Here is a 13,064-nt window from a genome sequence, read left to right as displayed (position 1 = left end):
TTATCATTTGAGCGCTTAGCGAATAATACCACGCGTAGAGCGTTTGAAGAATTCAAGGAATAATTTTACTGAAGGTTCATTTTCAGCAAATTGCTCGATTTCCGGAATGGCTTCTTCAATCGTTTTACCGCTACGGTAAATTAATTTATAAACGTTACGGATTGCGTGCATTGCCGGTTTGTCAAAACCACGACGTTTTAAGCCTTCTAGATTTACACCGAACGGTTGAGCGTGGTTACCTTGCGCCATTACGTATGGAGGAACGTCTTGGCTTACCATTGAGCCTCCGCCTAACATAACGTGTGAACCAATAACAACAAATTGGTGAATCGCAGACATACCACCGACGATAACGAAATCATCTAACGTTACATGACCGGCAAGTGTACCATTGTTTGCGATAATACAACGATTACCAATTGTACAGTCATGCGCGATATGAGTATTAATCATAAATAGGTTTTCATCACCGATACGAGTGATTCCACCGCCTTGTACTGTGCCTCGGTGAATGGTCACGCTTTCACGAATACGGTTACGGTTACCGATAATCACTTTAGTCGGTTCACCTTGATATTTTAAATCTTGGTTGATTTCACCAATACTCGCAAATTGGAAAATTTGGTTTTGTTCACCGATTTCAGTGTGACCATTAATCACAACGTGTGAATGAATGATAGTCTTGGCACCGATTTTTACATTTTTACCGATAACACAAAATGAGCCAATTTCAACGTGAGCACCAATTTGAGCCCCTTCTTCAATAACTGCTAACGGGCTAATTTTGGCAGTAGAATCAATTAATCGCATAGCGTCTCCTTTGCTACGGGGAGGAAATTATTTACGAGCACACATTAAGTCAGCTTCACAAGCAAGTTTGCCTTCAACATAAGCTTTGCCAGTGAATTTAGTAATACCGCGCATTTCTTTTAAAAATTCAACTTCAAGTACAAGTTGGTCACCAGGCACGACCGGACGTTTGAAGCGAGCATTATCGATCGCTGCAAAGTAATAAAGTTCATCTGAATTCATTTTGCCGTGTGTTGCAACCGCTAATACGCCTGTTGCTTGTGCCATGGCTTCAAGAATAAGTACACCTGGGAAAATAGGATTTGCTGGGAAATGACCGGTAAAGCAAGGTTCATTTACTGTAACGTTTTTAACCGCTTTTAACCATTTGCCTTCTTCATAGTCGGTCACACGATCAACAAGTAGGAATGGGTAACGGTGTGGTAACATATTCATGATTTCGGTAACTTCAATTACTTTAGGTTCTCTATTTTCTTGTACTTCAATTGTCATTTACTTGACCTCATAATAAGGAAATTAAAAAATTTAACTAAAACTTCAAAAGAGCGATGGACGCTTCAAAAACGCCCATAACTCTTGAAAGTCAATTATTCACTACTGTGCGAAATGCTTTTCAAGCGCTTTCAAACGTTTGTTCATTTCATCAAGGTTCATCGTAAGAGCAGCAGTTTTACGCCATTCTTTATTGGTTTGCGCTGGAATACCCGATGAGTAAATACCTTTTTCAGTAATTGGTTTCATCACCATACTCATACCGGTAATAATTGCACCGTCACAGATTTCCATATGACCGTTGATTACGCTTGCTCCACCAATTTGGCAGAAGCGACCGACTTTTAAACTGCCCGCCATAATCACACCGCCAGCTACTGCTGTGCCAAAACCGATATGTACATTATGCGCAATTTGGCATAGGTTGTCGATAATCACGTTATCTTCAATTACCGTAGGATCTAATGCACCTCGGTCAATGCAAGTACAAGCACCAATTTCAACACGGTTACCGATAATTACCCCGCCGGTTTGTGGAATTTTGATCCACTGACCTTTATCGTTTGCATAGCCGAAACCATCAGAGCCAATAACCGCAGAGGATTGAATTAAACAATCGGTACCGATTTGGACATTATGATATACCGATACGTTTGCCCATAATTGGGTACGCGCACCGATTTTGGTATTTTTACCAACAAAACAACCCACGCCGATAATCACATCATCGCCCAATTCTACGCCGCTTTCGATAATGGCATTTGCGCCGACCGAAACATTATTGCCTAATTTAGCGTCCGGTGAAATAACTGCATGGGATGAAATTTGGTTTGCAGCTTTAGGGGTTGAATCCATATATTGTGCAAGTAATGCATAAGCAAGATAAGGATTCTTAACAATAATTAAATTTTGAGATTCCGCACAAAATTCCACATCCGCTTCGCTGACAATAATCGCACCTGCTTGAGACTGAGCTAATTGAGGACGATATTTGGCATTAGAAATAAATGTAATTTGTGATGAATTCGCTTTATCTAATGCGGCGATGCTAGAAATAGCCAAATCGGCGTTACCCTTTAGAGTACCGCCGATTTGCTCCGCCAATTCAATTAAACGGAAATTAGCCATTATTTTTTCGCTTCTTCTGGTTTAGTTTCGCTAGCAGGTTTAGCTTCGTTTGCTTTTGTTGCCGGTTGTTCAATTTTAATGTTCGGATGTTTTGCTTTTAATGCATCCAATACTTTTTCAGTAATGTCTTTACTTTCATCTTCCGCATAAAGTGCAACTGAAGGCGGGAATACTAAAGTATAACCTTTAGATTTCGCGACCTCTTTAATCGTAGTATTGATTTCTTCTACCACTTGTTTTTGCACAATTTGTGGATCTATACCGCCAGCTTCTTGCTGTGCTTTATTTAATTTTTCTTGGAAAGCGTCTGCTTTTTTCTGGAATGCTTCCGCTTTTTTACCAAATTCTGCTTCACGTTTTTGGATTGCAGCAACTTTGTTTTGGAATGCTTTATATTCTGCTTCAATTGCATTTTGACGTGCTTGAATTTCTCTTGAACGTAAACGCGGCGCATCTTTTTCTAATGCCGCAGATTTTTTCTTAAGAGACGCTTCTACTTTTGATTGTTCTGCTTGTAAATTTTTAGCATCGCTTTCTAATTTGTCTCTTTCAGCAGTTAAGGCTTTGTTTTCATCTGCTAATTTTTTGTCTTCATCGGCAAATTTATCTCTGCCTTCTTTCATGAATTTTTCAAATTTTTGTGCGGCATCAATTGCAACCGGATGATTTTGTAATAGATAATTCGGATCAACAAAACCAATTGTATCACTTGCTTGTGCAAGACCTGCTGTCGTTAATGCCGCGGTTACTGCAGCGATATTGAATAATTTTTTCATTTAAATATCCTTTATATTTTTATTAATCATAACCGATTAAGTACTAAATAAGCGGTAGGATTTGTCGCAAAATTTGTAAAAAAGTTACAAAATCCGACTGCCTATTTTATATATTAGAACGAGCTACCGATGCTAAATTGGAATTGCTCAATTTCATCACCTGAATATTTCTTGATTGGTTTAGCATAAGAGAATGATAAAGGACCAATCGGTGACTGCCATTGGAACGCAATACCAGCTGAAGCACGTACGCGTTTATAATCTTTATAATCAGGCAACGTAGGGTATGCTGATTTCTTCCATTTCGTATTCCATACACTTGCCGCATCTACGAATAATGAAGTACGCACATTGTGTTGGTATTTTTCACTGACAAACGGAGTTGGCGTAATTAGCTCTAAACTTGCCGTAGTCATTGCGTTACCGCCAACTACGTCGTCACTTGCAGACGTAAATGCATTGTTTTTTGCAGAGTAGTAAATTGCTTTAGGACCAACTGCACCGTATGCGAAACCACGTAACGAACCAATACCACCGGCAGAGTATAATTGGTAGAACGGTACTTTTTTACCGCCAAAACCATTCGTGAATGCAGCACCAACTTTGGTTGAAATTACCCATTTATGTTCACGGTTAAGCGGATAGTAATTTCTAAAGTCTGCATTTAAACGATAGTATTTATTATCCGAACCCGGAATAGTTACTTTACCGCCTAGGTTTGCAACGGTACCTTGTGTTGGGAAATAACCGCGGTTTAGACTGTTATAGTTCCAACCAAATGAGAAATCAAAATCATCCGCTTTAATACGTGGATATAAATTGTTTCCTTGTATGATCGGGAAATTCATTGATTTCACATATTTTTCACGGGTAAATTCACGTTCTACATTACTTAATTTGTCGTGAGTATAACCTAGGCCTAAGTAGTATGAATTGTTTTCATCTACAGGGAAACCTAATGTACCGTTAATACCGTAAGTTTTACGTTTATATGACGCAGAAGTATTACTATCTGAGTTATCGTAATCCTCATAGAATATGTTACCACCTAAACTCACTCCGTCTTTTGTGAAGTATGGTTCAGTATAACCTAAGTTCACACTAGTACCGTAGTTATTACGTGTACCGCTTAAACTTATGGTTGAACCCATACCTAAGAAGTTATCTTGTTTAATACCTGCTTGGTAGCTAATACCGCTTTCCGTACCATAACCGATACCGAAGTTAATCGAACCGGTATTACGTTCTTTTATTTTATAAACAACATCCACTTGGTCATCAGTGTTTTGAACGCTTGGCATCGTCATATCGACCGTTTCATAGAAACCAGTACGCTCTAAACGAGATTTACCTAATGCCACCGCACTTGTAGATAACCAGGCACCTTCTTGCTGACGCATTTCACGACGTAGAGTTGAGTCTGCCGTTACGTCATTACCTTCGAAGCGAATCTTACGCACATAGATACGGCGACCCGCATCAACTACGAAGTTAATTTGTACGGTACGATCTTGTTCGTTAAATTTCGGGTATAAATCTACTTTAGCTGAACCGTAACCGTGATCACCTAAAACTTGTTTGATACCTTCTTCGATTGCCGCTAATTCACTCTTACGGAATAATTGACCTGGTGTAAAATCTTTTAATAATGCGTTAAGTTCATTATCTAATTTAGCTGTGTCACCGATGATACGAATTTCGCTGATATTGTATTGAGCACCTTCACGAATCGTATAAACTAAATCAACTTCCGTTTTTTTATCGTTGAAGTTTACCGCTGTATCTTGTAATGCGAATTGCGCATAGCCACGATCCATATAGAAATCACGTAAGGTTTCTAAATCTTTATTGTACGCTTGTTGCTCGAATTTACTGCTTTCAAAAATATTCCACCATGAAACGTCAGGTTGAATATCTAAGCGTTTGGTTAATTCTTTTGAGCTAAAAGCTTGGTTGCCTTCAAATTTAATATTTTTCACATAGGCAACATCACCTTCAGTAATGTTTAATTTTACATTTACTCCACCGTTTTCAGCACGAGTCGTTGTCGTGTCGATTTTCGCTTCATAACGACCGATAGAATGGTAATGTTCTAATAAGCCTTGTTTGAAGCCTTCTAGTTTTGCAGCATCAAAAACTTCGCCTTTACTGATAAGGTTGGCTTTTAAGTTATCTTGTAGCGGATCTTTAGGAATTGCACTATTACCTTCAATATCTACACTGTTAATTAAAGGGCGCTCCGCAACTTTAATCACTAAGGTGTTACCTTCGCGAGTTGCACGCACATCTTCAAATCGATTTTGTACGAAAAGTTGTCTTACCACATTAGCTACATCGTTATCAGTTGCGGTTTGGCCTACCTTAACGGGAAGGCTAGAAATAATAGCTTGCCCAGTTTCAGGCTGAACGCCATCTACACGAATATCTTTTACAACGAAAGGTGCCGCTACAACACCATTCGCCAGTAAAAGAGAAGAAAGTAATAATTTTTTCATTGAAATTATCCTATAAATGTTTGCAAAATTATGAGCGGAAATGACCGCTTATAACCTATGAATTAAAAATGAATAAGATCATTTATAAAGGCAAAAGCCATTAAGCCAAGAACAAATACAATGCCTAATTGTTGGAATCGCATTTGAATCACTGAGGGTATTGGCTTGCCTCTTACCGCTTCACCCGCAAGTAAAATGAGTTGTCCACCATCAAGCGGTAGAATTGGAAAAAGATTCATTACGCCTAAATTAGCACTAATCAATGCCATAAAACTCACATAATAGATCCAACCAATTTCAGCAGTGGCCCCAGCACCTTTTGCCATAGAAATAGGACCACCCATATTTTTTAAAGAAAGCTCACCGGTAATTAAATTACCAATAAATTGCAAGATAGTTTTCACTAAACCCGCGACTTTCTCCAAACTTTTCCAGAAAGCACTAAGAATATCATACTTTAATTCTATTCGATACTTATCCGCAAGCGACTCGTAGCTTGGTATAATACCAATTAAATAGCGCTCGTCTTTCTTCTCCGGTTGTAACACCAGTTGCTTGACATTACCATTTTGTTCAACGGTTAACACAAGTGTATTTCCGGTTTGAACTTGTTTTACTAAATCCAACCAATCAAAAGGTTGTTGGTTAACCTGTAAGATTTTATCTCCGGTATTTAGCCCAGCTTTTTGTGCAGGAGAGTTTTCAGCTACCTGTTTGATTTCCGGTTTTACAATACTACTTTTGGTGCGAATGCCTAAAGTAGTTAACGGATTTTCTTTCGTACCATCGACATGCCAGTTTGAGAGATCTAATTGGAAACGTTGCAATCTATCTTCATCAATTAACGAGCCTTCAATTTCAACCGATTTTTTACCGACTGAGCCAATGAGCGCAAGTGTTGCTTCTTCCCAATCTTGGACATTTTGCTCGGCAACTCGTTTTAATTCAAATTCTGTCGGTAGTTTAGCTTGAGCGGCAATCGTGTCTGGCAAAACTTGCCCAATAACCGGTTTTAGTGTTGGTATACCGTAGCTAAAGACTAACCAGTAAGCCATGATCGCAAAGACAAAATTCGCCATAGGGCCGGCAACGATAATAAACGCACGTTGTAAAACAGATTTACTTTCTAACATCTGCTCTTTAGGCGCTTGATATTCACTTTCACCGTTATACATTTGCACATAGCCACCGAGCGGAATCAGTGAAAAGGCAAATTCTGTTCCTTGTTTATCGGTTCTCTTGAATAGCACTTTGCCAAAACCGATAGAAAAACGAATCACTTTTACGCCACATTTACGCGCCGCCCAAAAGTGACCGTATTCATGTACAAAAACCAGTACGCAAATTAAGATAAAAAATGCAATAACAGAAGTCATAACATCCTAGAGTACAAAGAAAAAGAAAGTTGCAAAGAACGGAATCGCAGCGGTTAAGCTATCAATACGATCTAAAATACCACCGTGACCCGGAATTAAATTACTACTGTCTTTAATATTCGCTTGGCGTTTAAACATACTTTCAGCAAGATCACCTAACACTGAAATAGCAACAGTTGCAACAGAAACTAAAATAAACGGTAGCGTCGCTAATTCACGTCCAAATACATTGTTCGGCGCAAGTTCTAAGAAGAGGAAAGCAATGACACATGAGGTAATTAAACCACCGATTGCACCTTCCCAAGATTTCCCCGGTGAAACTTTAGGGGCCAATTTACGTTTCCCAAACGCACGACCAAAGAAGTAAGCACCCGAGTCTGCCCCCCAAACTAATAAGCAAACATAAAGTAATAAATACGTCCCTTGTAACTCATTTACCACATAGTTATTAAAACGTAGCGCAAGAGCTGCAATAAAGAACGGAACTAAAGTACAAAAGCCAAAGCTAAATTTGGCAATAACCGATTTTGCCCAGACGTTTGCAGATTTAGGATAGCTTACAACTAAAAGGAAAGCGATAAACCACCAAATACAAGAGATAAACAATAACGGCGTAGTTTCATCCGTTAAGAAGCGTGCCGCACGGATGTAATCGGTATTTGCAAAAATTAATAGAATAAACAAACAAACGGTTACAAAAGCGACGACCGCACGCGGTAATGAACGTTTTAAACCGGCAAATTGAGCCCATTCCCACATCGCGGCAGCAATTACGGCTGCAAGCACAAGTGTCAGCGGAAGTGGTGAAAGAAGAAAAATAGCTGCTAATACCGCAATGATCATAACGATAGCGGAAAGTACACGTTCCTTAAGCATTTATAAAATCCCTATAATTATTAGCAACCGCCGAAACGACGATCACGTTGTTGATAAGCGATAATAGCTTCGCTGAAAGATTCATCATTAAAATCAGGCCATAAAACAGGGCTGAAAAAAAGTTCGGCATAGGCAATTTGCCATAACAAGAAGTTACTAATGCGCTGTTCTCCGCTAGTGCGGATCAATAGATCAACTTGCGGCTGATCTCCGGTTATTAACGCATTCTGAAAACGTTCCGCCGTAATATCAGAAATACTGATTTCCCCTAATTTGACTTTTACAGCAAGTTGCTGAGCTGCTTGGGTGATATCCCAATATCCACCGTAATTTGCCGCAATATTTAAGGTCAATCCGGTATTCTCTGCAGTTAATGCTTCAGATTCCGCAATTCGTTTTTGCAAGCTTTCGCTAAAGCCTTTTTTATCACCGATGATTTTTAAACGAATATTATTTTTATGTAGTTTTTTAACTTCGGAATCCAATGCTCGCATAAAGAGCGACATTAACGCTGAAACTTCTGCTTCAGGTCTGCTCCAGTTCTCGCTGCTGAAGGCATAAAGTGTTAAGACTTTAATCCCATGTTTAGCTGCAAAACGTACCGCAGAACGTACCGCTTTTACACCATTTTGATGACCAAAAACGCGTAATTTTCCTTGTTGCTTTGCCCAACGCCCGTTGCCGTCCATAATAATTGCAACGTGTTGAGGTATTTTTTGGGGATCAAAATTCACAGAAGTTCTCGCTTTTAGAAAGTTAATCGATAGGTTACATAAATGAAGATAACTATATCATAGGATGGCGTTCTAAGATAGACGTCAGAAGAATTGACAGTATAAAAATTAAAAAGTTTGCAGGATAAATAAAATAGATAGACAGGAAGCAAATGCTTCCTGAACTATAAGAAATTAGAAATTATCTTTCTGTTGGCGTAATGTAATAAATTGATCTAAATTGACCGCTTGTAAGAAAGGATTAATTTGTAATTCTCTTTCTAAAGTGGTCGGCAAAGTTGGCTGGTTACGAGAACGGAGAATTTCTGCTCGTTCTTGAATTTTAAACAGTCCGCAACTTGGCGGTAAGACCGCTTCTGCAAATTTTAGATTGCTTAATGTGTATTCATGCGCTGGGAATATTTCGACAAATTCAGGTAATGCTTTAAAACGCTGTAATGCATCAAATTGTGCTTGATAATCACCGGTAAAGACTCGTCCGCAGCCGGCGGAGAATAACGCATCACCACAGAACAAATATTCATTCCCGAATAAATAGCTAACATGCTGAGCGGTATGACCGGCACTTTCAATCACTCGGACATCATAATCAAATAAAGTAAAATGATCTTCAGGTTGAACAATCTGATTAGCAAACTGAGCAACTTCTTGTGACCCATAAACCGGTACTTGTGGATAATGCGAGAGCAACTCCGGCATACCGTCGGTGTGATCGTGGTGATTATGTGTTAATAAAATAGCGGTCAAATTTAGCTGATTTTTTGCAATAAATGCCAATACGGGGGCAGCGTCTGACGGATCGAGAATAATCACGTCATTATCTTTTTGAATTACCCAGATATAATTATCGGAGAGTGCCGGGATCGGAGTAATGTTTAGCATAATACTTTCCTCTATAAAAGAATACATGGGGAAATCCCATGTATTCATCAAAAACGAATTATTTTAAGAAGAGTGCCGCTGCACCACGTGTACCGCCTGAGTCACCGTGAATTGCTTTTTTGAAGACCGGTACTTTCGCACTACGCATTAAATGAGGCGGAAGCGCTTTTGGTAAAGCATCATAAATATGATCAAAATTAGATAAACCGCCACCGAATACGATCATATCCGGATCAAGAATCGTAATGAGGTTACTGATACTGATTGCCATTAATTCGATGTATTTATCCACAAATTCGACAATTTTCGGCTCTTTTTGATAGAAACGCTCAATAATCTCTTTTGCCGATATATTTTCGCCAACCAGATCTTTAAATAGCATCTCAAAGCCACGACCAGAAATGTAAGTATCTAAGCAAGCGCGGTTACCGCAACCACATTCATAAATCGGCGCATTATCCCAACCTAATAGTTTTAAAGCATGATAATTCAGCTGCATATGACCGACTTCACCCGCCATGCCGATTCTGCCGGAATGAATTTTTCCGTCAAACACAAAACCGCCGCCAAAACCGGTACCGATAATTAGACCGAGTACGGTTGAGAATTGTTGGTTATTCGGATCCCTGGCTTCCGAAAGCGCAAAACAGTTAGCATCGTTTTCCGCTCGTACTTCACGGCCTAAACGTTCGCTTAACTCTTTTAAAATTGCTTTGCCGTCAGCCACTCGAATATTAGTTATTTCCGCAATACCGGTTTCACGATTTACAAAGCCGGGTAAGCCTAAACCAACAGAACCTTTTTCGCCGAATTTGTGATCAGCATTACGTACCAAGGTTTCAACCGTATTCAACCAATCTTCATAATTGGTTTGCGGCGTCGGCACTCGTTCGCTATACAGTTTTTCAAGTTGTTCATTAAATGCCGCCAACTCAATTTTTGTTCCACCGATATCTAAACCGTAATAAATAGCCATAATTAGCCTCGCTTTTGAAAGATTTTGAAAGTTTCTAAGAAAGGAATCACCCAAACGAACACGATAATATGGAATACCCAAGAAATTAACGTGCTGACAAATAAATCAATAGGGTAGTGCATACCTAAACGTAAGCGGCTGATGAGCATTAAACCCGCCCATAAAATTGCAAAAATTTGGGCAAAAATGACCGCTTTTCCGCTTAAACCGAATAGCAACCCGCCGAATACTAATAACCAAGAAACGGCAAAAATGGTATGACCTGAAGGGAATGAATAACCTAATTCGCCCGCTTGATGTTCCGCAACGAAATCAGCATCAGCCGGATGCGTCTTTTCTGCAAGCGTTAACACCGCTTGAGCCTGTTCTTCTTCCGGTAGTGCGTAAAATTGTTCTGTCTGTGCTTGGAACATTTCCGTAACAAATGGACGAGGCTCTTTAAACATCGCTTTCGCCCCTTCTTTGATGATTTGCGTGCCGACAACAGAGCTGGCGCAAATAAAACCGACTAAAAACCACGCATGGTGTTTACGAGTGAGCCACATTAGCCAAAGCATAAAGAGTACGCAGGTAATCAATGCGTAAGGAGTTGAACCCGTTTCGGTTAAGAAAAATAACCAGAAATCAAGATCGTAAAGACGGTAATCCATTCCTCCAAATGTCCATTTCCAACCTGTCGCCCAAGTGAATAGAGGTACAAGTAACATCAAAAAAGTGAAAATCGAGAGTTTTTTAATCACGGAAAGTTCCTTATAAAAAAGACCGCTAACAAGCGGTCATATTTGGCTAAAAAATTACGAAATTGCTTTCGTTGCTTTTGGTAAGCTGATTTTCTTCTCTTCGCTTTGGCGATAAAGAACGAGAACGTGGCCGATAGTTTGCACGTTAGTTGCTTTTGTTTCACGCACGATCGCATCGATGATTAACTGTTTTGTTTCACGTTCCGCACCTGAAATTTTTACTTTGATTAATTCGTGGTGATCTAATGCGTTTTCGATTTCAGCTAATACACCTTCCGTTAAGCCGTTACCACCAAGCATGACAACCGGACTTAAATGGTGTGCTAAACCTTTTAAAAATTGTTTTTGTTTTGTTGTTAATGTAATAGACATTGCTTTTTAAACCTGTGGTTTGTTTGTGAATAAAATTTGGTGTAGAAAATAGCACAAAAGGGGCGAATTTTAAAGTAAAATGCAGCGAACAACAAACAAAATAAACTAGAAAAGGACAGATTATGCCAACGTTAAGTGTTGCGATGATTGTAAAGAATGAGGCTCAGGATTTAGCGAAATGCCTTGAGACCGTACAAGGTTGGGTGAATGAAATTATTGTGCTGGATAGCGGTAGTAATGATGAAACGGTACAAATTGCCGAAAGTTTCGGTGCAAAAGTATATGTGAACTCCGACTGGCAAGGCTTTGGCAGACAGCGCCAATTAGCCCAGCAATATGTCACATGCGATTATGTTTTATGGCTGGATGCGGATGAGCGTGTAACGCCTGAGTTAAAACAGAGCATTTTACAAGCGGTCGAAAAAGATGAAAAAAATACCGTCTATCAAGTAAGCCGTTTAAGCGAAGTATTCGGCAAGCAAATTCGCCATTCGGGGTGGTATCCTGATTATGTTGTGCGTTTGTATCGTCCCGATTTTGCTCAATATGGTGAAGAATTGGTACATGAAAAAGTGCATTATCCGAAAAATGCCACAGTGAAAAAACTCAGTGGCGATTTACTGCATTTTACCTATAAAGATATCTATCACTATTTAGTAAAATCGGCAAGTTATGCAAAAGCGTGGGCAATTCAACGAGCGAACGCGGGTAAAAAAGCGAGTTTATTAGACGGTGTAATACACGCTTTAGGTTGTTTTGTAAAAATGTACTTGTTGAGAGCCGGTTTTTTAGACGGTAAACAAGGTTTCCTGTTAGCGGTATTATCTGCGCATTCAACATTTGTTAAATATGCGGACCTGTGGAATCGAACCCGTAACTAATAGCAAAAAATTTTGAAAAAAAGACCGCTTGTTGAGCTGCCCCCTAAAAGTTGGACAAACCAACCAACTAATTAAAGGTGCAGATTTTGTTATGGGTAAACATTACACATCTTCTTTTAAGTTTCATGTCATTCAACATGTTTTAGATAACCGTATGGGTGTTAGGGAAGTGGCAGATTATTTCTCCATCTCTTCGCATTCCTCTGTTGTTATGTGGTTGCAACGTTTTGAAAAATACGGCCCCAATGGGCTTATTCGCCAACCTAACATTTTCGCTATTCATCAGGAAAATGATGGGCGAGATGGCTATCGGATGATTCGAGCTAAATTGCAAGCTGAAGGCATTTTCATAAGTGGTAAAATAGTGGGTGATGAAAAGCTCTATTTGTCTCCTATGATGGATTTGGCGAATAGAGAGATTATTGCCTATCATATTGGTCATCGTCCTAATTTTGCTTTAGTGGCAAATATGCTGAAGAAAACGTTAGTGCAACTGAAAGAGGACAGAGCTACCAATTATTCATAG

14 protein-coding genes are annotated in these 13,064 nt (G+C 39.4%); 2 read left to right on the top strand and 12 right to left on the bottom strand.

Going from position 1 to position 13,064, the window contains the following annotated elements:
* Positions 1-15: 15 nt before the first annotated feature.
* From lpxA to yhbY, 12 genes are all read right to left on the bottom strand, one after another.
* A complete protein-coding gene (gene lpxA / locus C228_RS0105635; RefSeq protein WP_018651705.1) occupies positions 16-810 on the bottom strand; it encodes an acyl-ACP--UDP-N-acetylglucosamine O-acyltransferase in 795 nt (264 codons plus the stop codon).
* Positions 811-837: 27 nt separating this feature from the next.
* Positions 838-1,302: a 3-hydroxyacyl-ACP dehydratase FabZ gene (fabZ, locus tag C228_RS0105630; protein WP_018651704.1), complete on the bottom strand. Its 465-nt coding sequence runs from the start codon at positions 1,300-1,302 to the stop codon at positions 838-840.
* 102 nt (positions 1,303-1,404) lie between these two features.
* Positions 1,405-2,430 carry a UDP-3-O-(3-hydroxymyristoyl)glucosamine N-acyltransferase gene (gene lpxD / locus C228_RS0105625; RefSeq protein ID WP_018651703.1) on the bottom strand — a complete coding sequence of 342 codons (1,026 nt, stop codon included), beginning with the start codon at positions 2,428-2,430 and terminating at the stop codon, positions 1,405-1,407.
* A complete protein-coding gene (locus tag C228_RS0105620; protein ID WP_018651702.1) occupies positions 2,430-3,206 on the bottom strand; it encodes an OmpH/Skp family outer membrane protein in 777 nt (258 codons plus the stop codon). The genes lpxD and C228_RS0105620 overlap by 1 nt, the downstream gene beginning before the upstream one ends.
* A gap of 113 nt (positions 3,207-3,319) precedes the next feature.
* Positions 3,320-5,701 carry an outer membrane protein assembly factor BamA gene (bamA, locus tag C228_RS0105615; protein WP_018651701.1) on the bottom strand — a complete coding sequence of 794 codons (2,382 nt, stop codon included), beginning with the start codon at positions 5,699-5,701 and terminating at the stop codon, positions 3,320-3,322.
* A 62-nt stretch (positions 5,702-5,763) separates the two neighbouring features.
* On the bottom strand, positions 5,764-7,077 hold the full coding sequence (gene rseP, locus C228_RS0105610; protein WP_018651700.1) for an RIP metalloprotease RseP: 1,314 nt from the start codon (positions 7,075-7,077) through the stop codon (positions 5,764-5,766).
* A 6-nt stretch (positions 7,078-7,083) separates the two neighbouring features.
* Positions 7,084-7,953, bottom strand: coding sequence for a phosphatidate cytidylyltransferase (locus tag C228_RS0105605; protein ID WP_018651699.1), 870 nt, complete (start codon positions 7,951-7,953; stop codon positions 7,084-7,086).
* A 20-nt stretch (positions 7,954-7,973) separates the two neighbouring features.
* Positions 7,974-8,687: a polyprenyl diphosphate synthase gene (gene uppS / locus C228_RS0105600; protein WP_026313207.1), complete on the bottom strand. Its 714-nt coding sequence runs from the start codon at positions 8,685-8,687 to the stop codon at positions 7,974-7,976.
* Positions 8,688-8,861: 174 nt separating this feature from the next.
* Positions 8,862-9,569, bottom strand: a complete 708-nt coding sequence (gloB, locus tag C228_RS0105595; protein WP_018651697.1) for a hydroxyacylglutathione hydrolase — start codon at positions 9,567-9,569, stop codon at positions 8,862-8,864.
* 58 nt (positions 9,570-9,627) lie between these two features.
* Positions 9,628-10,545, bottom strand: a complete 918-nt coding sequence (gene nagK / locus C228_RS0105590) for an N-acetylglucosamine kinase (RefSeq protein ID WP_018651696.1) — start codon at positions 10,543-10,545, stop codon at positions 9,628-9,630.
* Between the two features lie 2 nt (positions 10,546-10,547).
* A complete protein-coding gene (locus tag C228_RS0105585; protein ID WP_211214896.1) occupies positions 10,548-11,252 on the bottom strand; it encodes a phosphatase PAP2 family protein in 705 nt (234 codons plus the stop codon).
* 87 nt (positions 11,253-11,339) lie between these two features.
* Positions 11,340-11,657 carry a ribosome assembly RNA-binding protein YhbY gene (gene yhbY, locus C228_RS0105580; protein ID WP_005622694.1) on the bottom strand — a complete coding sequence of 106 codons (318 nt, stop codon included), beginning with the start codon at positions 11,655-11,657 and terminating at the stop codon, positions 11,340-11,342.
* Between the two features lie 122 nt (positions 11,658-11,779).
* Here yhbY and C228_RS0105575 point away from each other — a divergent pair, with 122 nt between their 5' ends.
* Together C228_RS0105575 and C228_RS15150 are read left to right on the top strand one after the other, a co-directional pair.
* On the top strand, positions 11,780-12,538 hold the full coding sequence (locus tag C228_RS0105575) for a glycosyltransferase family 2 protein (protein WP_018651694.1): 759 nt from the start codon (positions 11,780-11,782) through the stop codon (positions 12,536-12,538).
* A gap of 31 nt (positions 12,539-12,569) precedes the next feature.
* Positions 12,570-13,064, top strand: a complete 495-nt coding sequence (locus tag C228_RS15150; protein WP_155877781.1) for a helix-turn-helix domain-containing protein — start codon at positions 12,570-12,572, stop codon at positions 13,062-13,064.

Source organism: Actinobacillus capsulatus DSM 19761 (genome assembly GCF_000374285.1).
Taxonomy (GTDB): Bacteria; Pseudomonadota; Gammaproteobacteria; order Enterobacterales; family Pasteurellaceae; genus Actinobacillus; species Actinobacillus capsulatus.
Note: the sequence above shows the minus strand (reverse complement) of the source record. Positions and strands in the feature narration are given on the sequence as shown.

Excerpts from the sequence above, each read along its gene's own strand:
- lpxA (WP_018651705.1), bottom strand. The coding sequence starts at position 810 with ATGCGATTAATTGATTCTACTGCCAAAATTAGCCCGTTAGCAGTTATT.
- fabZ (WP_018651704.1), bottom strand. The coding sequence starts at position 1,302 with ATGACAATTGAAGTACAAGAAAATAGAGAACCTAAAGTAATTGAAGTT.
- lpxD (WP_018651703.1), bottom strand. The coding sequence starts at position 2,430 with ATGGCTAATTTCCGTTTAATTGAATTGGCGGAGCAAATCGGCGGTACT.
- C228_RS0105620 (WP_018651702.1), bottom strand. The coding sequence starts at position 3,206 with ATGAAAAAATTATTCAATATCGCTGCAGTAACCGCGGCATTAACGACA.
- bamA (WP_018651701.1), bottom strand. The coding sequence starts at position 5,701 with ATGAAAAAATTATTACTTTCTTCTCTTTTACTGGCGAATGGTGTTGTA.
- rseP (WP_018651700.1), bottom strand. The coding sequence starts at position 7,077 with ATGACTTCTGTTATTGCATTTTTTATCTTAATTTGCGTACTGGTTTTT.
- C228_RS0105605 (WP_018651699.1), bottom strand. The coding sequence starts at position 7,953 with ATGCTTAAGGAACGTGTACTTTCCGCTATCGTTATGATCATTGCGGTA.
- gloB (WP_018651697.1), bottom strand. The coding sequence starts at position 9,569 with ATGCTAAACATTACTCCGATCCCGGCACTCTCCGATAATTATATCTGG.
- nagK (WP_018651696.1), bottom strand. The coding sequence starts at position 10,545 with ATGGCTATTTATTACGGTTTAGATATCGGTGGAACAAAAATTGAGTTG.
- C228_RS0105585 (WP_211214896.1), bottom strand. The coding sequence starts at position 11,252 with ATGTTACTTGTACCTCTATTCACTTGGGCGACAGGTTGGAAATGGACA.
- yhbY (WP_005622694.1), bottom strand. The coding sequence starts at position 11,657 with ATGTCTATTACATTAACAACAAAACAAAAACAATTTTTAAAAGGTTTA.
- C228_RS0105575 (WP_018651694.1), top strand. The coding sequence starts at position 11,780 with ATGCCAACGTTAAGTGTTGCGATGATTGTAAAGAATGAGGCTCAGGAT.